Origin of the sequence: Methylobacterium sp. Leaf108 (assembly GCF_001423265.1) — a bacterium.
GTDB lineage: Bacteria > Pseudomonadota > Alphaproteobacteria > Rhizobiales > Beijerinckiaceae > Methylobacterium.
Genome location: NZ_LMND01000012.1, coordinates 154057 through 175975, shown reverse-complemented (window position 1 = coordinate 175975; position 21919 = coordinate 154057). Strand labels below are relative to the sequence as shown.

Sequence of the window (21919 nt, the reverse complement as noted above, 5' to 3'; positions counted from 1 at the left end):
GGCACAAAAAAACCGCCGCCCTGGAGACCAGCGGCGGCGGCGAACGCATGAGACTTGAAGGACCGGGGCGGTGACGCGCCTAGTGGACGGATTCCGTCTTGAGGCGGTTCATCGAGTCCTTGAGTTGGAGCTTTCGTCTCTTGAGCTCTGCGATGCGCAGATCGTTCGCCGATGGGCTGTGGATGGCGTCGTGGATCTCCCGCTCCAGGGCTTCGTGCTTCCGAGCGAGCTGGGTGAGGTGTGTCTGCAGCGACATGGATGTCTCCTGTCATCGTTTCGACGTGGACAGATTGGCACACCTTTCGCCGGCTGTCGAAGCCCAAAATCGGCCGTGCTTGACGAAGCCTTTCAACAGGGTTCGCGCGCCCGAAACACGATTGGCCCCCGCGATGCCGCCGCCGGATCTTGCCCCTGGCACCACCCTGCCGCATGGTTCGAGGGCAGGCCTCCGGGCCGGCTGTCGAGGATGTCGGACGCGATGCCGGATGAGTTGGGTGACGAGGCGAAGGCCGAGTACGAGGCCGAGCTCCTGAGGCTGAAGCAGGAGCATCGCGACCTCGACGGGGCCATCGACGCCCTCGAGCTCGTGGTGGCCGGCGACCAGCTCCAGATCCAGCGTCTCAAGAAGCGCAAGCTCGGCCTGCGCGACCGCATCACCTACCTCGAAGACCAGATCACCCCAGACATCATCGCCTGAGCCGCCTTATCGCCCGAGCCGCCTTGCCCGCGCTGCGACCGGCGCGTATGCGGCGAACTCGGGTTGAGGCGGACGTGCCGCGCGGCACGCCCACAGAAACGGATTCGAGACGATGGCCGGCCAGCCCCGGATCGCGATCATCATGGGGAGCCAGTCGGACTGGGCGACCATGCGCCATGCCGCCGAGACCCTCGACGCCCTCGGCCTGGCGCACGAGGACCGGATCGTCTCGGCGCACCGTACGCCGGACCGTCTCGTCGCCTTCGCCAAGGGCGCCAAGGCCGCCGGCTTCAAGGTGGTGATCGCGGGCGCGGGCGGGGCCGCGCATCTGCCCGGCATGTGCGCGGCGATGACGTCGCTGCCGGTGCTGGGCGTGCCGGTCGAATCCAAGGCCCTGTCGGGCCAGGACAGCCTGCTCTCCATCGTGCAGATGCCCGCGGGCATTCCGGTCGGGACCCTGGCGATCGGCCGGGCCGGGGCGGTCAACGCCGCCCTCCTGGCGGCCGCGATCCTGGCGGTCTCGGACGAGGCGCTGGCCGAACGGCTGGAGGCCTGGCGCGCCGCCCAGAGCGCGGCGGTGGCGGAGTTCCCGCAGGCCGAGTTCCCCAAGGTCGAGTTCCCGCAGGCCGAGACACCATAGGGCGGATGGTCATGACCCGGATCGCACCCGGCGCCACCCTCGGCATCGTCGGCGGCGGCCAGCTCGGCCGCATGATCGCCCTCGCCGCCGCGCAGCATGGGCTGAAGGCGCACGTCTTCGCCCCCGACGCGGACAGCCCGGCCTTCGATGTCGCCGCCGCCACGACGGTGGCCGCCTACGACGACGCCGAGGCATTGGCGCGCTTCGCCTCCAGCGTCGACGTGGTCACCTACGAGTTCGAGAACATCCCGCGCGAGACCGCCGACCGGCTCGCCGCCCTCGCGCCCCTGCATCCGAGCGCCTCGGCCCTCGCCACGACCCAGGACCGCCTGTCGGAGAAGGCCTTCGTCAACGGGCTCGGCATTCCCACGGCCCCGTTCCGCAGCGTCGACACGCCCGAGGACCTGACCCTCGCGCTGGCCGAGATCGGGCTGCCGGCGGTGATCAAGACCCGGCGCTTCGGCTACGACGGCAAGGGCCAGCGCATGCTGCGCGTTGGCGATGCCATCGACCCGGCCGCGATCCTGTCCGAGTTCGGCGGCGCGCCCTGCATCCTCGAAGGCTTCGTCGCCTTCGAGCGCGAGGTGTCGGTGGTCGCCGCGCGCGGCGCAGACGGGGCGTTCGCCGCCTTCGATCCCTGCGCCAACACCCACCGCGACCACATCCTCGCCCTCACTAGGGTGCCGGCCCCCGGCATCGCCCCTGCCACCGCGGCCAGCGCCATCGGCATCGCACGGCGCATCGCCGAGGCCCTCGATTACGTCGGGGTGCTCGCCGTCGAGATGTTCCTGGTCGCCGATGGGGACGGGCCGGAACGGGTCGTGGTCAACGAGATCGCCCCGCGCGTCCACAATTCCGGTCACTGGACCATCGAGGGGGCGCTGACCTCGCAATTCGCCCAGCACGTGCGGGCGGTCTGCGGCTGGCCGCTCGGGGATCCCGCCCGGGTCGGCGGTGTCGCCGTGGAGATGCACAACCTCATCGGCGACGAGGCGGCGGCCTGGGACGCGATCCTGGCCGAGCCGGGCGCCCACCTCCACCTCTACGGCAAGGGCGAGGCCCGGCCCGGCCGCAAGATGGGACACGTCACCCGTCTCTTGCTCCCGCCGTAGGGCCGGGCGATTCCTCGCCGATACCTGGCCTAAACTGCGTCGCGGATGGCACACCCGCGGACCGATCGGGCCCGCGCCGGCCCGGACTCGGGGTGAGGCCGGAAGAGGCCATATCTTCGCCACACGCAGCCGCTTGAGCGAGCCTGTGTCCCGGCTTTAAGCATGCGTTCACCGCCTTCGCCGACGGTTCGCCGGAGACGCGATGCGGCGTGCCGCGCCGGGCGCCGCCGATTGGGGCACGGCGATCGAGTCGGACAGCGAATCGAACGGGTGGAGGCGAACGACGCGGCACGCCGCGGTTCGCCGGAGGGAGCGGGGCGATGACGGTTGTGATGCTGCAGGCATCGAAGGTGGGGCTGATCGGGGCGGTGGCGCTGGCGGCGGCCGCGCTCGGCGGATGCGAGACCTACGGCAATGCCGCCGCGCCGCGGCAGTTCGCGGTGCTCGAATCGGACAAGACGGGCGCCACCACCGTCAACATCGCCTCCCTGAGCGAGGTGATCCAGCGCAATCCCAACGACGCGGCCGCCTATACCACCCGCGGGGCGGCCTATGCCCGCGCCGGGCAGTTCAACGACGCCATCGCCGATTTCTCGAAGGCGATCCAGATCGATCCCAACTCCGGCTCGGCCTACAACAACCGCGCGCTCGCCTATCGCCAGACCGGCCGCAACGATGCGGCGCTGGCCGATTTCTCGAAGGCGATCTCGGCCGATCCGAACTACGCGCCCGCCTACATCGGCCGCGCCAACGTGCTGCGCGCCCAGGGCGACCTCGACGGCGCCGGCAGCGACCTCAACCAGGCGATCCGTCTGGCGCCGGAATCGGCCGAGGCCTACCACGCCCGCGGTCTGGTGCGGCAGAAGCAGGGACAGAACACGCAGGCGATCGGCGATTTCGACGCCGCCATCGACCGCAACCCCTTCGTCAGCGCCCCCTATGCCGCCCGTGGCCAGAGCCTGATCGCCACCAACCAGTTCGACAAGGCGATCGAGGACTACAACGCCGCCCTCAACGTCAACAACAAGGACGCCACCTCCTGGGCCTATCGCGGCCTCGCCTACGAGAAGTCGGGGCGCCGCAAGGAGGCGATGGAGAACTACCAGCGCGCCTCGTCCCTCGAGCCGGGCAACCCGGTGGCGAGCCAGGGCCTGTCGCGGGTGCAGGGCGGCGTCGGTTCGCTGTTCAACTGACCGGTCTGGCCGGGCTTGCCTCCGGGCAGGCCCGGCATTGGTCTCCTAACCCCTGGCCGGCGGCCTGCGGTGGCCGCACAGGATGCGGCGCACGGTGCCGGTGGCGGAGCGGTAGACCACGGTCTCGGTCTCGATCAGCCCCGGCTTGAAGCGCACGCCCTTGAGGAGCGCCCCGTCGGTGACGCCGGTGGCCGCCACGATGACGTCGCCCCGGGCCATGTCGACGAGCTCGTACTTCCGGTTGGGGTCGGTGATGCCCATCGCGGCGGCGCGCTCGCGCTTGTCGTGGCTGTCGAGGATCAGCCGCCCCTGCATGTGGCCGCCGATGCAGCGCAGGGCGCCGGCCGCGATGACGCCCTCGGGTGCGGCGCCGGTGCCGAGGTAGATGTCGACGCCGGTCTCCTCCGGGCTCGTCGTGAAGATGATGCCGGCGATGTCGCCGTCCGAGATCAGGCGGATGCCCGCCCCGGTCTCGCGGACCGAGGCGACCAGGGCGGCGTGGCGCGGCCGGTCGAGGATGATCGCCGTGATCTGCGAGGGATCGACGCCCTTGGCTCTGGCCAGGGCCGCGATGTTGTCGGCGGGCGAGGCGTCGAGGTCGACGGTGCCGGCCGGATAGCCGGGGCCGATGGCGATCTTCTGCATGTAGACGTCGGGGGCGGCCAGCAGCGACCCCGCCTCGGCCATGGCCATCACGGCGATGGCGCCGGGCATGTCCTTGGCGCACAGGGTCGTGCCCTCGAGGGGGTCGACCGCGATGTCGACCTTCGGCCCGACGCCGGTCCCGAGGCGCTCGCCGATGAACAGCATCGGGGCCTCGTCGCGCTCGCCCTCGCCGATCACCACGGTGCCGTCGATGGGCAGGGCGTTGAGCTCGTCGCGCATGGCGTCGACGGCGGCCTGGTCGGCCTCCTTCTCCTTGCCCTGGCCGCGCAAGCGGGCGGCCGCGATGGCGGCCCGCTCGGTCACGCGGGCGAGTTCGAGGGTCAGGGTGCGCGCCACCGGCATGGATGCCGTCGCGTCGTTCATCGTGGTCATGGCAGCTCGTGCCCCTCGCTCGCCGGGACAGGGCCCGGGCGCTCCGTCGCGGAGCCCTATAGCTGCGCTATCCTGCAGGGCGCCATAGCATCCGGCAAAATAATGGATCTATTCCCGCTCGATCCGGATCAACTGAGGCGTCTCCGCCAGGAGACCGTCGGCGGCGATGGCATCCAGCGCCGCGCGGATGGTGCCCTCGGTGGCCGCGTAGGTGATCAGCACCAGCGGCACCGGCTGGCCCGAGCGCCCGTGCGGGTCGGTGAGCGCCGCGCTCGGCGAGCGCCGCTGCAGGATGCTCTCGATCGAGATGTCGCGCTCGGCCATCCGGGTGGCGACGCCCGCGGCCACGCCGGGGCGGTCGTGGACCGTGAGCCGGATGTAGTAGCCGCCCTCGTGGCGCTGCATCGCCACCCGCGGCGAGGCCGGCAGCGCGGTGGCGGCCCGCCCGAAGGTGGGGCGGCGGGTGCCCGCGGCGATGTCGGCGATGTCGGCGACGACCGCCGAGGCGGTGGCCTCGCCGCCCGCACCGGGGCCGATCAGCGTGAGTTCGCCCACCGCATCCGCGTCGATGGTGACGGCGTTGGTGACGCCCATGACCTGCGCGATGGCGGAGGACTTCGGCACCATGGTCGGATGGACCCGCTGCTCGATGCCGCCGTCCGCGGCCTGCGCGACGCCCAGGAGCTTGATGCGGTAGCCGAGTTCCTCGGCCATGCGCAGGTCGAGGGGCTGGATCGCCGAGATGCCTTCCACCGACACGGCGTCCGCGTCGATCTCGATGCCGAAGGCGAGGCTGGCGAGGATGGCGAGCTTGTGGGCGGTGTCGAAGCCCTCGACGTCGAAGGTCGGGTCGGCCTCGGCGTAACCGAGCGCCTGGGCGTCGGCGAGGCAGGCGTCGAAGGTCAGCCCTTCCCGTTCCATCCGGGTGAGGATGTAGTTGCAGGTGCCGTTCATGATTCCGTACAGGCGGCTGACCCGGTTGCCGGCCAGGCCCTCGCGCAGGGCCTTGATCACCGGGATGCCGCCGGCCACCGACGCCTCGTAGGCCAGCACCACGCCCTTGGCCTCCGCCACCTTGGCCAGCGCCGCGCCGTGGCGGGCCAGCAGCGCCTTGTTGGCGGTGACGACGTCGTGACCGGCCGCGATGGCCGCCTCGACGGTGGCCCGGGCCGGCCCCTCGGCGCCGCCGATGAGTTCGACCACGCAATCTACCGCGGCGGATTGCGCCAGCTGCACCGGATCGTCGAACCAGGTCACCCCGGACAGGTCGAGGCCGCGGTCGCGGGCCCGGTCGCGGGAGGAGACGGCGGTGACGCGGATGCTGCGGCCGGTGGCGGCCTCCAGCGCCTCGGCCCGGCGCGAGACCATGCGGACCACCGCGGCACCGACCGTGCCGAGACCGGCGACGCCGAGGCGAAGGCTCTGAGACATGGTGGCAATCCTGGGGCTCGATCGGTGGGACTCGTTTGCGCGAGACCCGGCCCGGCAGGCGGGCGATCCGTCGTGCGTGACGACGCTGCTCTCGGCGCCCGGGTCTTCTGCAACGAAACGCGGGGGTCCGCAAGAAACGCGGGGCGCCGGGGAAAACGAACGGGGTGCCCGAGAAAACCACCCCGCCGACGATCCTCGGAACGCCCTTGCACCCGGCTCATAACTAACATAAAGATATCTTTATGTCTGATGAGAGCCCGAGCATGGCCGGAACGATCCGGTTCGCCGATGCCCTCGGCGCCCTCCGGGCGGCCGCGGAGGAAACGCGGCTGCGCATCGTCGCCCTGCTGACCGGGGGGGAGCTTTCAGTGACGGATCTCACCGACATCCTCGGCCAGTCGCAGCCGCGGATCTCGCGCCATCTCAAGCTCCTGGTGGAATCCGGCCTCGTCGAGCGCCACAAGGAGGGGGCCTGGGCGTTCTTTCGCCTGGCCGAGGACCGTGCCGGCCTGATCGAGCCGTTGATCTCCGGCCTCGACCGGGCGAGCCCGCCGCTGTCGGAGGACAAGGCGCGCCTCGATGCGGTGCGCGCCCAGCGCGCCGAGGCCGCCCAGAGCTTCTTCGCCCGCCTCGCGCCCAAATGGGACCGCCTGCGCTCGCTCCATGTGGCGGAAGCGGTGGTGGAGGCAGCCGTCCTCGATGTGCTGGGGCCGCGTCCGATCCACAGCCTCATCGACCTCGGCACCGGCACGGGCCGCATGCTGTCGCTGCTGGGGGCGCGCGCCAAGCGCGCCACGGGCCTCGATTCCAGCCATGCCATGCTGTCCGTCGCCCGCGCCAACCTCGAGCGTGCCGGCCTGTCGCGGGTCGACCTGCGCCAGGGCGACATCCACGCCCCGCCCTTCGGCCGCGGTAGCTTCGACCTCGTGCTGGTGCATCAGGTGTTGCACTACCTCGACGACCCGACCCGCGCCCTGCGCGAGGCGGCACGGCTGGTAGCGCCGGGGGGGCGCCTCCTCGTGGTGGACTTCGCGTCCCACGACCACGAGTTCCTGCGCGAGACGCAGGCCCACCGCCGCCTCGGTTTTGCCGCCGAACAGGTATCGGGTTGGCTGGCCGACGCCGGGCTCGGATCGGTGGCGATTCGCCACCTCGTTCCCTCGGGTGAGGCCGGCGACCTCCTGACGGTGACCCTCTGGCTGGCCGCCGAGTCCCGATCCGCCATTTCGCCCGACGACATCTTGGCCAAAGACATTCTGCCCGAAGACCAGCTGGCCCTGACCGCGGCCTGATTTTTTCAAGCGACGCCGACGGCCCTGACCGACGATCGACGAAGAGGACGAACCGATGCCCAACGCCTCACAGCACCGCGCCAGCCGCGACGGCTACCTGCCGATCCGCGTCTCGATCGAGTTCTTCCCCCCGAAGACCGACGAGATGGAGAAGATCCTGTGGTCGTCGATCGAGCGCCTCGCTCCGCTGCAGCCGAAGTTCGTCTCGGTGACCTACGGCGCGGGCGGCTCCACCCGTGAGCGCACCCACAACACGGTGGCGCGCATGGTGAAGGAGACGGGCCTGAAGCCCGCCGCCCATCTCACCTGCGTCGACGCCAGCCGCGAGGAGATCGACGCCGTCGTGCAATCCTATTGGGATGCCGGCGTGCGCCACATCGTGGCCCTGCGCGGCGACCCGCAGGACGGCATCGGCACCGCCTACCGGCCGCATCCGGGCGGCTATGCGCAGACCTCCGACCTCGTCGCCGGCATCAAGCGCATCGGCGACTTCAAGGTCTCGGTCTCGGCCTACCCCGAGAAGCACCCCGAGGCTTCGTCCCTGGACGCCGACATCGACGCGTTGAAGGCCAAGGTCGATGCCGGCGCCGACCAGGCGATCACCCAGTTCTTCTTCGAGAACGACATCTACCTGCGCTATGTCGACAAGGTGCGCGCGGCCGGCATCGACATCCCGATCATCCCCGGCATCCTGCCGGTGCAGAATTTCAAGCAGTCGGCCAACTTCGCCCGCCGCACCGGCGCCTCGGTGCCGTATTGGCTGGCGGCCCGCTTCGAGGGCCTGGAGGACGACGTCGAGACGCGCCGCCTCGTGGCGGCCGCGGTGGCGGCCGAGCAGGTGCTCGACCTCGTCGACCGCGGCGTGAGCGACTTCCACTTCTATTCGATGAACCGTTCCGACCTCGTCTACGCCATCTGCCACCTGCTCGGCCTGCGTTCGCAGGGACCGAAGGTGGCGGTGCAGAAGGCGGCCGCCTAAAGTCGCGTGAGACCCGAGTTCGACGAACAAGGCGCATCTCCTCCCCACACGGGGGAGGGGAGATCCCACGACATCCGAGAGACCCCATGACCGATCTGCGCCCCGTCGACGGCACCGAAATCGAAGCGGCCCTGCGCCAGCGGGCGGCCGAGAAGATCCTCGTCCTCGACGGGGCGATGGGCACCGTGATCCAGCGTCTCGGCTACGGCGAGGCCGATTTTCGCGGGTCGCGCTTCCTCGACCATTCCCACGACCAGAAGGGCAACAACGACCTCCTGATCCTGACCCAGCCCGACGCGATCCGGCAGATCCACCTCGATTACTTCCTCGCCGGCGCCGACATGTGCGAGACGAACACGTTCTCGGGCACCACCATCGCCCAGGCCGACTACGGCATGGAATCGATCGTCCACGAGCTGAACCGGGACGGCGCGCGCCTCGCCCGCGAGGCCGCGGCCCTGGCCGAAGCTCAGGACGGCCGCCGCCGCTTCGTGGCCGGCGCCATCGGCCCGACCAACCGCACCCTGTCGATCTCGCCGGACGTGAACAATCCCGGCTATCGGGCCGTGACCTTCGACGAGGTCAAGACCGCCTATGCCGAACAGGTCCGCGGCCTCATCGAGGGCGGCGCCGAGCTCATCCTGATCGAGACGATCTTCGACACCCTTAACGCCAAGGCCGCCGTGGCGGCCACATGGCAGGTGTTCGACGAACTCGGGCTCAAGCTCCCGATCATGATCTCGGGGACGATCACCGATCTTTCCGGCCGCACCCTGTCGGGTCAGACGCCGGAGGCGTTCTGGAACGCCCTGCGCCACTCGGCTCCGCTCACCATCGGCCTCAACTGCGCCCTCGGCGCGCGCGAGATGCGCGGCCACATCAGCGAATTGTCGCGCATCGCCGACACGCTGGTCTGCGCCTATCCGAACGCCGGCCTGCCCAACGAGTTCGGCCTCTACGACGAGAGCCCGGAGGCGATGGCCAAGCTCGTGGCCGAGTTCGCCGAGGGCGGCATCGTCAACATGGTCGGCGGCTGCTGCGGCACCACGCCGGACCACATCCGCGCCATCGCCCAGGCCGTGGCCGACAAGGCCCCGCGCAAGATCCCGCAGATCGCGCCGCTGATGCGCCTGTCGGGCCTGGAGCCGTTCACGCTGACGAAGGAGATCCCCTTCGTGAACGTCGGCGAGCGCACCAATGTCACCGGCTCGGCCAAGTTCAGGAAGCTCGTCACCGCCGGCGACTACGCCGCGGCGCTCGATGTCGCTCGCGACCAGGTCGCGGCGGGGGCCAGCATCATCGACATCAACATGGACGAGGGCCTGCTCGACTCAGAGAAGGCGATGGTCGAGTTCCTCAACCTCGTGGCGGCCGAGCCCGACATCGCCCGCGTGCCGGTGATGATCGATTCCTCGAAGTTCAACGTCATCGAAGCCGGGCTCAAGTGCGTCCAGGGCAAGGCGATCGTGAACTCGATCTCCATGAAGGAGGGGATCGAGAAGTTCGTCGCCGACGCCAAGATCTGCCGTTCCTACGGCGCGGCGGTCGTGGTGATGGCCTTCGACGAGCAGGGCCAGGCCGACACGCTGGAGCGCAAGGTCGAGATCTGCACCAAGGCCTACAAGGTCCTGACCGAGGAGATCGGCTTCCCGCCGGAAGACATCATCTTCGATCCCAACGTGTTCGCGGTCGCCACCGGCATCGAGGAGCACAACGGCTACGGCGTCGCCTTCATCGAGGCGACCCGGATCATCCGCCAGACGTTGCCCCACGCCCATATCTCGGGCGGCATCTCGAACCTGTCCTTCGCCTTCCGCGGCAACGAGCCCGTGCGCGAGGCGATGCACGCGGTGTTCCTCTACCACGCCATCCAGGCCGGCATGGACATGGGCATCGTGAACGCGGGCCAGCTCGCGATCTACGACGAGTTGCCGGCCGAACTGCGCGAGCTCTGCGAGGACGTGGTCCTCGACCGCCGTGACGATTCGACCGACCGCCTGCTCGATGCGGCGGCGCGCTTCAAGTCCGGCGGCGGCGTCCAGGCGAAGACCGCCGACCTGTCGTGGCGCGAGGCGCCGGTGGAGAAGCGGCTGGAGCACGCGCTGGTGAACGGCATCACCGAATACGTGGTCGCCGATACGGAGGAAGCGCGGCTCGGCGTGGCGCGCCCGCTCCACGTCATCGAGGGCCCGCTCATGGCCGGCATGAACGTGGTCGGCGACCTGTTCGGGTCCGGCAAGATGTTCCTGCCGCAGGTGGTGAAGTCCGCCCGTGTGATGAAGCAGGCCGTGGCCTATCTCGAACCGTTCATGGAGGCGGAGAAGCTCGCCAACGGCGGTGACGGCAAGCGCCAGGCCGCCGGCAAGATCCTGATGGCGACGGTGAAGGGCGACGTCCACGACATCGGCAAGAACATCGTCGGCGTCGTGCTCGCCTGCAACAACTACGAGATCATCGATCTCGGCGTGATGGTGCCGGCGGCCAAGATCCTCGACGTCGCCCGCAAGGAGAACGTCGACATCATCGGTTTGTCGGGCCTGATCACGCCTTCGCTCGACGAGATGGTGCATGTGGCCGCCGAGATGGAGCGCGAGGGCTTCGACGTGCCGCTCCTCATCGGCGGGGCCACCACCAGCCGCGTCCATACCGCGGTGAAGATCCACCCGTCCTACGCCCGCGGCCAGACCGTCTACGTCACCGACGCCAGCCGCGCCGTCGGCGTGGTGTCGAGCCTGCTGTCGAAGGAGACACGGGACGCCACCATCGAGAAGACCCGGGCCGAGTACAAGAAGGTCGCCGACGCCCACGCGCGCTCCGAGCTCGACAAGCAGCGCCTGTCGCTCGCCAAGGCCCGCGCCAACCCGTTCAAGATCGACTGGTCCGGCTACACGCCGGTGCGCCCGAGCTTCACCGGCACGCGGGTGTTCCGCACCTACGAGGTCGCCGACCTCGTACCCTACATCGACTGGACGCCGTTCCTGCAGACCTACGAGTTCAAGGGCCGCTATCCGGCGATCTTCGAGGACCCGAACCAGGGCCCGGCCGCCAGGGCCCTGTTCGACGACGCTCAGGGCATGCTCAAGCAGATCGTCGCGGAGCGCTGGTTCAACCCGAAGGCGATCCTCGGCTTCTGGCCGGCGAATGCCGTCGGTGACGACATCAGGCTCTACACCGGCGACAGCCGCAGCGAGACGCTCGCCACCTTCCACGGCCTTCGCCAGCAGCTGTCGAAGCGCGACGGGCGCGCCAACACCTGCCTGTCGGATTTCGTCGCGCCGCAGGGCTCGGGCGTGGCCGACTACGTCGGTGGCTTCGTCGTCACCGCCGGTCTCGAGGAGGTCCGCATCGCGGAGCGGTTCGAGCGGGCCAACGACGATTACCGCTCGATCCTGGTGAAGGCGCTCGCCGACCGCATCGCCGAGGCGCTCGCCGAGCGCATGCACGAACGGGTGCGCAAGGAGTTCTGGGGCTACGCGCCGCACGAAGCCTATGCGCCGGAAGACCTCTCGAAGGAGGAATACGACGGCATCCGCCCGGCTCCCGGTTACCCTTCGCAGCCCGACCATACGGAGAAGGTCACCCTGTTCGACCTCCTGCAGGCCGAGCCGCGTATCGGCGTAAAGCTCACCGAGAGCTACGCCATGTGGCCGGGCTCGTCGGTGTCGGGCCTCTACATCGCGCATCCGGAGGCGCATTACTTCGGCGTCGCCAAGGTCGAGCGCGACCAGGTCGAGGATTACGCGGCCCGCAAGGGCATGGACCTCGTCGCTGTGGAGCGCTGGCTCGGCCCGATCCTCAACTACGATCCGGCGCGCTACCTCGCCGTCGCCGCCGAGTAGGGCGGACGGCCCGAGCCTCTCCTGCTATGTCTCTGGCGAGACATGGCAGGAGGCGCCCATGGGCGATATCGCGAAGGTCTTCTGGTCCGGCCGCTCCCAGGCGGTGCGGCTGCCCAAGGAATTCCGCTTCGACGCCGCCGCGGTGCGGATTCGGCGCGAGGGCGACGCCGTCATCCTCGAGCCGCTCGTCGGGGACGAATGGGCGTGGTTGAAAACCATCGGGCCGATCGATGACGATGTCATTGCGGCGATCGAGGAAGACGTCCCGCAACAGGAGCGCCCGGAACTCGACACGGCGTTCGAGTGTAGTACCTCGTCGACACCAATGTCGTCATCGCTCTCCTGAAACCGCATCCGCGCGTCTCCGAGACGGTCCGGGGGATCGATCCCCGCGACATCTGTCTATCGGTCATCGTCGCGCATGAGCTTTTCTATGAGGCCTATCGCGCCGTCCGTACCGAGCGGGCGATCGAGCAGTTCGAACGCCTTCGCTTTCCGATCCTGGACCTCACGTCGGCCGACGCCAAGCGAGCCGCGGAAATCCGCGCCGCGCTCGCCGCCTCCGGGACGCCGATCGGCCCTTACGACGTCCTGATCGCCGGCCAGGCCCTGCAGCGCGGCCTGGTGGTGGTCACGCGCAACACCCGCGAATTCTCGCGCGTCCCGGATCTTCCGGTGGAGAATTGCGAAGACGAAGCGGGGTAAGGTCCGCCCGCTCGGGCTTGACCGGGGAAGCACGGCCGTTCCAATGCGGCGGGGATCGCGTGTGATGAGGCGGGTGTCGGTGATGGGGAAGCGGCTGGCGGTTCCGCTCGTCCTGGTGCTCGGTTCGGCGGTGAGCGGCTGCACCGGCTTCGCCTACATCTCGAAGACCTACGTCAGCCTGACGCCGCAGGTGGTGACGATCGGCTGCAACGACCCCTACGAGGTCTACGACCAGCGCCGGGCCCGGCGCATGCTGATCGTCTCCAACGGGCCGCGCGAGATCGCCGGCTGCGGCCTCGACGGCGAGTCGCCGGAGGCGAGCCGTCCCAAGCGGTTCCGGGCGGCGGCGCGGGCCTACCTCGACGAGACCGTGCGCGAGCAGTGCCGCATCACCGGCGAGATCGTCTTCACCGACCTCCAGACCGAATTCGCCTACGCCTGCGCCGAGCCGATCGAGCCGCGCGGCACCACCGTGCCGCGCCTGCCCGGCCGCAGCCAGGTCGGCGTCCGGTAGCGGCGCTCAGTCCACCGTCGGCGGGCGGGGAAACGTCCGTTCCGCGGCATCGCCGGCCGCGGCGAGGAGGGCGCGGGCGAGGTGGCGGGCCTCGACGGGGTCGAGCGACAGGATCGCCGTGAACGGCTGGCCGCCGAGATCCTTCAGGTCGAGGGCCAGTCGCACCCCATCCGCCGACGGCGCCACCGACAGGCTCCAGTCGCGTTCCGTCTGTGGCCCGGTCATGACGCCTCCCGCCCCGGCTCATCCCGCCCGAAGCCGGACCTGAATGGACGATCCGGGCGGTTCTGTCGATCATCGCCCTTGAACGGTCCCTGCGCGATTGACCTCGGGTGCGTCGGCGGTGTTTGTGCGCCCGCGCGTGCCGCCGTCGCGGACGTTGAGGAGTGGCTGACGATGTCCGAGATCTGGTTCCGCACCGGCGAGGCGACGGTGCTCGCCGCCGAGGGTCAATTCACCGACGCGATGCCGGAGGTGCTGATCGGCTCCACCCGCGGGCCCGTCGGACACGCCTTCGCCGGCATGCTCGGACAGGTCCAGGGCCACACCCGCATGTTCGTGGTGCGCGACCTCAACCAGCTCGTGCGCCCGTCCACGATGATGACCACCAAGGTCACGATCCACACCGCCGAATACGCCGAGCTTCTCGGCGGCGTGGTTCAGGCGGCCACGGGCGACGCGATCGTCGACTGCGTGATCGAGGGCGTCCTGCCCAAGGACGGCCTCGACGAGTTGTGCATGATCATCACGATCTGGCTCGACGAGCGTTGCGGCAGCGACGAGAACCTCGACCGCAAGGATCTCTATCGCACCAACTACGAGGCGACGAAACTCGCCATCGCCCGGGCGATGAAGGGCGAGCCGACGATCGACGAGCTGATCGCCAACCGCAAGACCGTGAAGCACTACGCCCTGGAAGACGTGATCGAGTACTGATCGCTCCGTCCCGCCCCGGCACCCTCGCGACGGTCCGTTTCGGGTCGGGGAGCGAAACCGAGCCGGTGTCGCAAGAGTGGTCGCCGGTTCGCGTCGACGACCCGCGACAGACCATGGACCCGAGCAGGGTGAAGCGTCGGCCTGCCAGCCCGAACCGGCTCAGTTCGCCGGGGCGAGGCGCTGGCCGGCCGTGCCGTAGCCTGCGGCCGCCGCCTTGCGATTGACGACGCCCCGGCTCAGCGTCACCCGCTCGAGACTGTCGATGGCATCCAGGAGCTTGCGCAGCATCGGGTGCATCTCGTCGCCATCCTCCGGATCCGACTCGGCGAGATCGACGGCGGCGACGAGCACGCCGTCCCGCTCGTCCTCGATCCCCGGATCGCGCTCGACATGGCCGCGCACGCTGTCGTCGAAGGCTTTCGTCACCGCCCAGGGGAGGTCGTCCCCGCTGGTCGATCCGGGAAAGCCCATGGCCCGTCGGCGCGCATCCGCCGCCGCCTGCCTGACCATCCGCGCGAGTTCAGCCTCCATCCCGGTCCCGTCCCTGTTGCCGGCCGTGCCCACGCACGCTCCGGGCGTCCAACGCGTCGGATGCGACGCGCGATCCGCCGATGTCCATTCGGCCTGTCGTCCCTCGGACCCGTCCGCGCCCCTGATCGGCCTGCGGTGCCCGAATCACGAACATCGACGAGTTCGCCTAGACCTCCTGCCACCCCGGAGGCACGACGATCGATGCGGCATTGTGGCAACAGTGCTTTTCATTCTCTGGCCGGCGGAACGACTTGGCGGTTTGCTGGGCGGATTGCATTGAATTTCACCAGATGTGTCCGCCCGTCGGGTTTGTCGCTTAAGAACCCACGGATACGCTGATCCCTCATCAGGAGATCGCACGACATCGCGTTCCGGCTTCGGCGGGTTCGCGGGAGACGGCGACGCCCTGCCGACAACGGCCCGGCGACCAACGCGGGCGAGGGGATCTTGGGTATGCGCACCGTCACGAAACTGTCCCTGGCCGCCCTCTGCGGGCTCGGCCTCTCGTTCCCGGCGGTCGCCGCCGATCTCGCCGCCCCCAAGGTGATGCCGGTGGAGGCCAAGGCGCCCGACCCGCTGATCGGCTTCTCGTTCGGCTCGCGCTACCAGACCGACTATAATTTCCGCGGCGTGTCGCAGTCGAACCTGCAGGGCAGCTACCAGACCTTCTTCGAGGCGCAGTTCCTCAACAACTTCGCCTACGCCGGTTTCGCCACCTACCAGACCCGCCTGCCGACCAGGCCGGACATGGAGTTCGATCTCGTCGCCGGTATTCGGCCGACGTTCGGCAAGCTCGCCTTCGATCTCGGTATCCTATATTACTTCTATCCGAACGAGACGCGCCTGTTCAACGCCGACGGGATCACGCCGTTCACCACCGCCAACACCGATTATTACGAGGCCGCCGGCAAGGTGCTCTACACGGCCACGGATGCGTTGACGCTGGGCGCCAACGTGTTCTTTTCGCCCAACTTCCTCGGCACCCACGCCAACAGCACCTACGCCTCCGGCACCGCCGCCTACCTGCTGCCGGCCACCCTGTTCCCGTTCCTGCCCGAGGCCTATGCCGGCGGCTTCTCGCTCTCCAGCGAAGTCGGCTATTTCTTCCTCGGCAGCGCCAAGAGTTCGGCCACAGGCGCCTTCGGCAGCACCGCGCCGGGCCGTTTCCCGTCGTTCAACCTGCCGAGCTACCTCTACGGCAACGTCGGCCTGTCCTACACCTACAAGAACATCACCCTCGACGTGCGCTACCACGACACCGACCTCGACAAGCGCCAGTGCGCGGCGCTCACGGGCGACTTCCGCCAGTTGACCAACGGCGGCACCTCGAAGTGGTGCGGCGAGGCGGTGATCGGCTCGATCACCTTCCAGACCTCCACCGCCGCGCCCGGCATCTACGCCGAGCCCGGCGGCCTCCTGAACCTGTTTCGGTAAGCCGATCGCATCGGACCGGAAGGTGGTTGCCGGCTTTCGCAGCCATCCGATGCGCGAAGGAAGGGGCCGGCGGATCGCGTGAGCGGACGCCGGCTCTTCAGAACCAGATCGCCTGATCGAGACCGCGCGCGTCGCGGTCCTCCGCCGCCGGCAGGCGTTCGGCGCTGCCGGCGGCGATCCGGCGGGCGCTCCACAGGGCGGCACAGGCATCCAGGAAATCGTCCGGGCCGATGCGTGGCCTCGCGCTGGGCGCACGACGCACGAAGGCTTCGGGAAAGCCGGATGCCGCGAGCGCATCCGTCCGTGCGAGGGCGCCTGCCGCCGACTTCTTGCCGTCAGCCATCGGCGTGCGGCCGTTCATCGCCCAGAACGAGACCTCGGGATGGACCTCCCGGACCGTGTCCTGGCGTTCCGGCGTCATCGCCGCATTGGCCTGCCTGAGCTTGTCGGCGAGGCCCCAGGCCTGGGCGCCGACGCCGATCCCACCGTGCGCCCGGTTCAAGGCATCGGCCTCGGCCCGGTTCGCGCCCGCCAGGGCGATGCGTCCGACAGCCGAGAACACGCTGGCGCCTCTCCGGCCGAGCCGCCGCCGCGCGGCCGCATCGCAGGCCCGGCCGCCGGCAAGCGTGACCTCCGGCAGGCCGATGGGGATATCGACGGCGACGACCGAGGGGCGCTCGGCCAGATCGAGCAAGCCGGCGAAGGTCGGCACGATACGGACGCGCAGTTCACCGGTGTCGAGATCCTGCAGCACCACGCACCACCGGCTCTTGAACCCGTCCGCGCCCGCGATCCACGCCATCGTTCAGGCCAGCCAGGCCCGCAGCCGGCGCACCGCTTCCTCGCAATCGTCCCGCGACCCGGCGAACGAGAAGCGGACGTGATGCCCGCCCTCGACGGGGTCGAAATCCAGGCCCGGCGTCGCCGCCACGCCGGCCTCCGCCAGCATGCGTCGGCAGAAGGCGGAGGCGTCGTCGGCCAGCTGCGACACGTCGGCGTAGAGGTAGAAGGCGCCGTCGGCCGGATGGATGCGGCCGAGGCCGAGCCCCGGCAGGGCGTCGAGGAGCAGGCTGCGGTTGGCCGCGTAGCCGGCGCGGGTCGCCTCGACCTCCTCGTGCGCGTCGAAGGCGGCCGTTGCCGCCACCTGCGACAGGTAGGGCGGCGAGATGAAGAGGTTCTGCGCCAAGCGCTCGACCGGCCGGACCAGCGCCTCGGGCACCACCATCCAGCCGATGCGCCAGCCGGTCATCGACCAGGTCTTCGAGAACGAGTTGATGATCACCGCGTCCGGTTCGCTCCGCAGCGCGGTGTCGGTGGGAAGGCCGTAGGACAGGCCGTGGTAGATCTCGTCGGAGATGAAGGGGATGCCGAGGTCCCGCGCGGTCCGGCCGAGTTCGGCCAGCCTGTCGGGGGCGATCACCGTGCCGGTCGGGTTGGCCGGGCTCATCACCAGGAGTCCCGAGAGCGCGCCCGTCGCGTGAAGCGCGCGCACGTCGGCACCGGTGGGCGCGAAGCGGTTCTCGGCGCGCAGGCGCAACGGCACCGGGTCGATGTCCAGCGCGCGCAGGATGTTGCGATAGGCCGGATAGCCGGGCTCGGGCACCGCCACCCGTGCGCCGGCGTCGAACAGGGCGAGAAAGGCGAGGACGAAGCCCGCCGAGGATCCCGTCGTCACGACGACGCGCCCGGGCGCCACCGTCACGCCGTGGGTGTCGCGGTAATGCCGGGCGATGCGCTCGCGCAGGGCCGGCAGGCCGAGGGCCTCGGTGTAGGGCAGCTGCCCCCTCTCGAGGGCCCCGCGGGCGGCGGCGATCACCGCCCGCGGGGCCGGTCCCGAGGGCTGGCCGACCTCCATGTGGACGACGTGCGCGCCCGACCGTTCCCGTGCGGCGGCGGCGCTCATGACGTCCATGGCGAGGAACGGCGCCACGGTGGCGGCGCGGCGGGAGAGGTGGGATACCGTCATGGCGCAGCTATCGCGCCATTCGCGCGACGATCCAAGCACCCGCGGCGTATCCCGCGCCGTTCGCCCGGAGCTGCGATGGCCGGGCGCGCGGACGGCAAGGTGATTTGACCGGGCGCCGCGAAAACGCCTAACCCCGGCACTACCGACGCATCCAAAGGCGGGGCGCCACGCCACCTGCCGCGACCAGAAGCCGAGGACACATGACGCTGCCCCGTTCCCTCATCGCCGCCTTCGTCGCCGGCCCGCTCGTCCTCGCCGCCTCCGCGGCATCGGCCCAGACGACGCCGCAGGCCGGGACGAGCGTCTTCAACGACGGCCAGCGCCAGGCCATCGAGGCGATCATCAAGGACTACCTCGTCAAGAATCCGGACGTGCTGCAGGAGGCCATCGCCGAGGGCGAGCGTCGCGCCCAGGAGACCCAGAAGCTCGCGCAGGGCGCGGCTCTCAAGGAGTCCCGCGAAGCCCTCGTCAATTCGCCCCACAGCGTCGTGGCCGGCAATCCCAACGGCGACGTCACCCTGGTCGAGTTCTTCGACTACAACTGCGGCTATTGCCGCAAGGCGCTGACCGACATCCAGGCGCTGATCAAGTCGGACCCCAAGCTGCGCGTCGTCCTCAAGGACTTCCCCGTGCTCGGCGCCGAATCGCTGGAGGCGAGCAAGATCTCGCTGGCCGCCAAGCAGCAGCTGAAGGGCGACAAGCTGTTCGAGTTCCACACCAAGCTCCTGGAGAGCAAGGGCCGGGTGACCGCCGAGAAGGCGATGGCGGTGGCCAAGGAGATGGGCCTCGACGTCGCCCGTCTCGCCAAGGACGCGCAAGGGGCCGAGGTGAAGGCCGCGCTCGCCGAGAACGTGGGCCTGGGCGACAAGCTCGGCCTCTCGGGCACGCCCGCCTTCGTCATCGGCGACGAGATCATCCCCGGCGCCGTCGGCATCGAGCCGATCCGCAAGACCATCGCCGACGTGCGCCAGTGCGGCCACGCGAGCTGCTGATCCCCGCTCGCTCCGCGGCGGGGCCGGCCTTTCCGGCCCGCGCCCGCCTCACCGATCCACGCCGGGACCGCCCGGCGTGGCGGCGCCAGTCCGCCCGACCGCTCCTGAACGCGACGTCATGATCCCGATCCACGTCCTCAACGGACCCAACCTCAATCTGCTCGGCACGCGCGAGCCCGGGATCTACGGCAGCGCTACCCTCGCCGACATCGAGCGTGACCTGCGCCTGCGCGCCGACGCGCTCGGGGTCGCGCTCGGCTTCCACCAGACCAACTGCGAAGGCGATCTCGTCGGCCTGGTCCAGGCCGCCGGCCGGGCCGGCGCCGGGGTTCTCATCAACGCGGCCGCCTACACCCACACGTCGATCGCCCTTCGCGACGCCATCGCCGGCAGCGGCGTCGTCGCCGTCGAGGTGCATCTCTCCAACGTCCACGCCCGCGAGGCCTTCCGGCACGTCTCGCTGATCGCCCCCGTCTGCGCCGGGGTGATCTGCGGGTTCGGCCCCCATAGCTATGCGCTGGGCCTCGACGCCCTGGCGCACATCATCGCGGCGCGCGCCGCCGCCTCCCCCACTCTCGCCTGAGTCCAAGACCGACCCGATGTCCAAGAACGATCCCTTCGACCCCGAGCTCGTGCGCGTGCTCGCCCATCTCGTCACCGAGACCGACCTCACCGAGATCGAGATCGAGAAAGGCGACCTGCGCATCCGCGTGGTCCGCCGGATCGAGCCGGTCCAGGTCCAGGTCGCCGCGCCGGCACCCGTGGCCCTCGCCCCCGCGCCGCCCCCGCCGCCCCTGGCAGGGCCGGGTGCCGAGCGCTCCAAGCCGGCGGCCGCGCATCCGGGTGCGCTCCCGTCGCCGATGGTGGGCACCGCCTATCGGCGGCCGTCGCCGGACGCCAAGGCCTTCGTCGACGTCGGCTCGGTGGTCGCCGCGGGCGAGAAGCTGCTGCTCATCGAAGCGATGAAGACCTTCAACGAGATCGTCGCGCCGCGCGCCGGCACCGTCACCGCGATCTTCGTCGAGGACGGCCAGCCGGTCGAGTTCGGCGAGCCGCTCCTCGTGATCGAGTGACGGGCGCCCACATGTTCGAGAAAATCCTGATCGCCAACCGGGGCGAGATCGCCCTGCGGATCCTGAGGGCGGCCAAGGAGCTCGGTATCGCCACGGTGGCCGTGCATTCCACCGCCGATGCCGATGCCATGCATGTGCGCCTGGCCGACGAGAGCGTCTGCATCGGGCCGCCGTCCGCCCGCGACAGCTACCTCAACATCCCCTCCATCATCGCGGCCTGCGAGATCACCGGGGCGGACGCGGTCCATCCGGGCTACGGCTTCCTCTCCGAGAACGCGCGCTTCGCCGAGGTGCTGGCCCACCACGGCATCGGCTTCATCGGGCCGAAGGCCGAGCATATCCGCATCATGGGTGACAAGATCGAGGCCAAGCGCACGGCCAAGCGCCTCGGCATCCCCTGCGTGCCGGGTTCCGAGGGCGGTATCACCGACACCGACGAGGCCAAGCGTGTCGCCGCCGAGATCGGCTATCCCGTCCTCGTCAAGGCGGCCTCCGGCGGCGGCGGTCGCGGCATGAAGGTGGCGCAATCGGAGGCCGAACTCGAGGAGGCCCTGAACCTCGCCCGCACCGAGGCCAAGGCCGCCTTCGGCGACGACGCGGTCTACCTCGAGAAGTATCTGACGACGCCGCGCCACATCGAGGTGCAGGTGCTGGGCGACGGGCAGGGCAACGCCGTGCATCTGGCCGAGCGCGACTGCTCCTTGCAGCGCCGCCACCAGAAGGTCTGGGAGGAGGGCGGCTCGCCCGTGATCGACGCGGGCGTGCGCGAAGAGATCGGCGGCATCTGCGCCCGCGCGATGCAGGAACTGCGCTACCTCGGCGCCGGCACAGTCGAGTTCCTCTACGAGGACGGGCGCTTCTACTTCATCGAGATGAACACCCGCATCCAGGTCGAGCATCCGGTGACCGAGATGATCACCGGCATCGATCTCGTCAACGAACAGATCCGGGTGGCGGCCGGCCTGCCGCTGTCGGTGACGCAGGACGACATCTCGGTCTCCGGCCACGCCATCGAATGCCGGATCAACGCCGAGCACCCGGCCACCTTCCGGCCCTCGCCCGGCCTGATCACCTATTTCCATCCCCCGGGCGGCCTCGGGGTCAGGGTCGATTCGGCGGTGTTCCAGGGCTACCGCATCCCGCCGCACTACGATTCGCTCATCGGCAAGCTCATCGTCCACGGGCGGACCCGCAACGAGTGCCTGATGCGCCTGCGCCGGGCGCTGGACGAGTTCGTGGTGGACGGGGTCGACACCACGCTGCCCCTGTTCCGCACCCTCGTGCGCAATGCCGAGGTGCAGGCCGGGGCCTACGACATCCACTGGCTCGAGCGTTTCCTGGAAGAAGGCGGCCTCGACGCGCAGACGGCCGGCTGATCGGCTCGGGGCGCGGCCGATCCAAGGTCAGGCCCCTGGGTCGTCAAGGCTTTCCGTGCCCGGGAACACCACGCGGGACGATGCAATCAGGTCTCCGGCGAGTTTCGCACTTCGTGGGGTGTTTCAGGCGGACCGCGATCTTGACGCCGACGCCCGATGTTCTGTCACGGG

General features: G+C 69.7%; 23 protein-coding genes. 16 read left to right on the top strand and 7 right to left on the bottom strand.

Translation table 11 applies throughout. The annotated features are described in order from the left end of the window. Window positions 1–79 precede the first annotated feature (79 nt). Entirely contained in the window at window positions 80–256 is a 177-nt protein-coding gene (locus ASF39_RS20400; protein WP_082494456.1) for a DUF465 domain-containing protein, read from the bottom strand. Between the two features lie 222 nt (window positions 257–478). On the opposite strand from ASF39_RS20400, the gene ASF39_RS09045 reads away from it, so the two are divergent. The 4 genes from ASF39_RS09045 to ASF39_RS09030 all read left to right on the top strand — a co-directional run bounded on the left by ASF39_RS09045 (window position 479) and on the right by ASF39_RS09030 (window position 3642). Continuing rightward, complete coding sequence (locus ASF39_RS09045; RefSeq protein WP_055887699.1) at window positions 479–697, top strand: DUF465 domain-containing protein; 219 nt, start codon at window positions 479–481, stop codon at window positions 695–697. 112 nt (window positions 698–809) lie between these two features. Then, window positions 810–1337 (top strand): 5-(carboxyamino)imidazole ribonucleotide mutase, encoded by a 528-nt coding sequence (gene purE / locus ASF39_RS09040; RefSeq protein ID WP_055887702.1) that lies wholly within the window; start codon window positions 810–812, stop codon window positions 1335–1337. 5 nt (window positions 1338–1342) lie between these two features. After that, entirely contained in the window at window positions 1343–2449 is a 1107-nt protein-coding gene (locus tag ASF39_RS09035) for a 5-(carboxyamino)imidazole ribonucleotide synthase (RefSeq protein WP_056282939.1), read from the top strand. A gap of 320 nt (window positions 2450–2769) precedes the next feature. Continuing rightward, window positions 2770–3642, top strand: a complete 873-nt coding sequence (locus ASF39_RS09030; RefSeq protein WP_056282937.1) for a tetratricopeptide repeat protein — start codon at window positions 2770–2772, stop codon at window positions 3640–3642. A 45-nt stretch (window positions 3643–3687) separates the two neighbouring features. Here the strand turns inward: ASF39_RS09030 and glpX are convergent, their stop codons facing one another. Both glpX and ASF39_RS09020 read right to left on the bottom strand, forming a co-directional pair. Further along, window positions 3688–4671: a class II fructose-bisphosphatase gene (gene glpX, locus ASF39_RS09025; RefSeq protein ID WP_056283509.1), complete on the bottom strand. Its 984-nt coding sequence runs from the start codon at window positions 4669–4671 to the stop codon at window positions 3688–3690. Window positions 4672–4788: 117 nt separating this feature from the next. Further along, window positions 4789–6111, bottom strand: coding sequence for a homoserine dehydrogenase (locus tag ASF39_RS09020; protein WP_056282934.1), 1323 nt, complete (start codon window positions 6109–6111; stop codon window positions 4789–4791). 242 nt (window positions 6112–6353) lie between these two features. Between ASF39_RS09020 and ASF39_RS09015 the strand changes: the two genes are divergently transcribed. The 6 genes from ASF39_RS09015 to ASF39_RS08990 all read left to right on the top strand — a co-directional run bounded on the left by ASF39_RS09015 (window position 6354) and on the right by ASF39_RS08990 (window position 13440). Further along, entirely contained in the window at window positions 6354–7403 is a 1050-nt protein-coding gene (locus ASF39_RS09015) for a metalloregulator ArsR/SmtB family transcription factor (protein ID WP_056282930.1), read from the top strand. 55 nt (window positions 7404–7458) lie between these two features. Beyond that, entirely contained in the window at window positions 7459–8382 is a 924-nt protein-coding gene (gene metF, locus ASF39_RS09010; protein ID WP_055887715.1) for a methylenetetrahydrofolate reductase [NAD(P)H], read from the top strand. 86 nt (window positions 8383–8468) lie between these two features. Then, window positions 8469–12221, top strand: a complete 3753-nt coding sequence (gene metH / locus ASF39_RS09005; protein ID WP_056282927.1) for a methionine synthase — start codon at window positions 8469–8471, stop codon at window positions 12219–12221. A gap of 58 nt (window positions 12222–12279) precedes the next feature. Continuing rightward, the gene (vapB, locus tag ASF39_RS09000) at window positions 12280–12567 is read left to right on the top strand and encodes a type II toxin-antitoxin system VapB family antitoxin (protein ID WP_056282924.1); all 288 of its coding nucleotides are present in this window, start codon (window positions 12280–12282) and stop codon (window positions 12565–12567) included. Beyond that, window positions 12555–12926: a PIN domain-containing protein gene (locus ASF39_RS20395; RefSeq protein WP_244472355.1), complete on the top strand. Its 372-nt coding sequence runs from the start codon at window positions 12555–12557 to the stop codon at window positions 12924–12926. The genes vapB and ASF39_RS20395 overlap by 13 nt, the downstream gene beginning before the upstream one ends. Window positions 12927–13008: 82 nt before the next feature. After that, window positions 13009–13440: a hypothetical protein gene (locus ASF39_RS08990; protein WP_200938192.1), complete on the top strand. Its 432-nt coding sequence runs from the start codon at window positions 13009–13011 to the stop codon at window positions 13438–13440. A gap of 6 nt (window positions 13441–13446) precedes the next feature. Here the strand turns inward: ASF39_RS08990 and ASF39_RS08985 are convergent, their stop codons facing one another. After that, window positions 13447–13665 carry a hypothetical protein gene (locus ASF39_RS08985; RefSeq protein ID WP_056282919.1) on the bottom strand — a complete coding sequence of 73 codons (219 nt, stop codon included), beginning with the start codon at window positions 13663–13665 and terminating at the stop codon, window positions 13447–13449. Between the two features lie 171 nt (window positions 13666–13836). On the opposite strand from ASF39_RS08985, the gene fae reads away from it, so the two are divergent. Continuing rightward, on the top strand, window positions 13837–14376 hold the full coding sequence (gene fae / locus ASF39_RS08980; RefSeq protein ID WP_055887735.1) for a formaldehyde-activating enzyme: 540 nt from the start codon (window positions 13837–13839) through the stop codon (window positions 14374–14376). A 159-nt stretch (window positions 14377–14535) separates the two neighbouring features. Here the strand turns inward: fae and ASF39_RS08975 are convergent, their stop codons facing one another. Then, window positions 14536–14907, bottom strand: a complete 372-nt coding sequence (locus ASF39_RS08975) for a hypothetical protein (protein WP_056282917.1) — start codon at window positions 14905–14907, stop codon at window positions 14536–14538. A 453-nt stretch (window positions 14908–15360) separates the two neighbouring features. Between ASF39_RS08975 and ASF39_RS08970 the strand changes: the two genes are divergently transcribed. After that, a complete protein-coding gene (locus tag ASF39_RS08970) occupies window positions 15361–16341 on the top strand; it encodes a TorF family putative porin (protein ID WP_082494455.1) in 981 nt (326 codons plus the stop codon). 97 nt (window positions 16342–16438) lie between these two features. On the opposite strand, the gene ASF39_RS08965 is transcribed toward ASF39_RS08970, so the two are convergent. Both ASF39_RS08965 and ASF39_RS08960 read right to left on the bottom strand, forming a co-directional pair. Then, a complete protein-coding gene (locus tag ASF39_RS08965; RefSeq protein ID WP_056282914.1) occupies window positions 16439–17143 on the bottom strand; it encodes a DUF429 domain-containing protein in 705 nt (234 codons plus the stop codon). A 3-nt stretch (window positions 17144–17146) separates the two neighbouring features. Further along, entirely contained in the window at window positions 17147–18307 is a 1161-nt protein-coding gene (locus ASF39_RS08960) for an aminotransferase class I/II-fold pyridoxal phosphate-dependent enzyme (RefSeq protein WP_056282912.1), read from the bottom strand. A 200-nt stretch (window positions 18308–18507) separates the two neighbouring features. Here ASF39_RS08960 and ASF39_RS08955 point away from each other — a divergent pair, with 200 nt between their 5' ends. From ASF39_RS08955 to accC, 4 genes are all read left to right on the top strand, one after another. Continuing rightward, window positions 18508–19299 (top strand): DsbA family protein, encoded by a 792-nt coding sequence (locus ASF39_RS08955; RefSeq protein ID WP_055887746.1) that lies wholly within the window; start codon window positions 18508–18510, stop codon window positions 19297–19299. A gap of 118 nt (window positions 19300–19417) precedes the next feature. After that, entirely contained in the window at window positions 19418–19882 is a 465-nt protein-coding gene (gene aroQ / locus ASF39_RS08950; protein WP_055887748.1) for a type II 3-dehydroquinate dehydratase, read from the top strand. Window positions 19883–19898: 16 nt separating this feature from the next. Beyond that, a complete protein-coding gene (gene accB / locus ASF39_RS08945; RefSeq protein ID WP_055887751.1) occupies window positions 19899–20372 on the top strand; it encodes an acetyl-CoA carboxylase biotin carboxyl carrier protein in 474 nt (157 codons plus the stop codon). Window positions 20373–20383: 11 nt separating this feature from the next. After that, window positions 20384–21748, top strand: a complete 1365-nt coding sequence (gene accC, locus ASF39_RS08940; RefSeq protein WP_055887754.1) for an acetyl-CoA carboxylase biotin carboxylase subunit — start codon at window positions 20384–20386, stop codon at window positions 21746–21748. The last annotated feature ends 171 nt before the right edge of the window (window positions 21749–21919 follow it).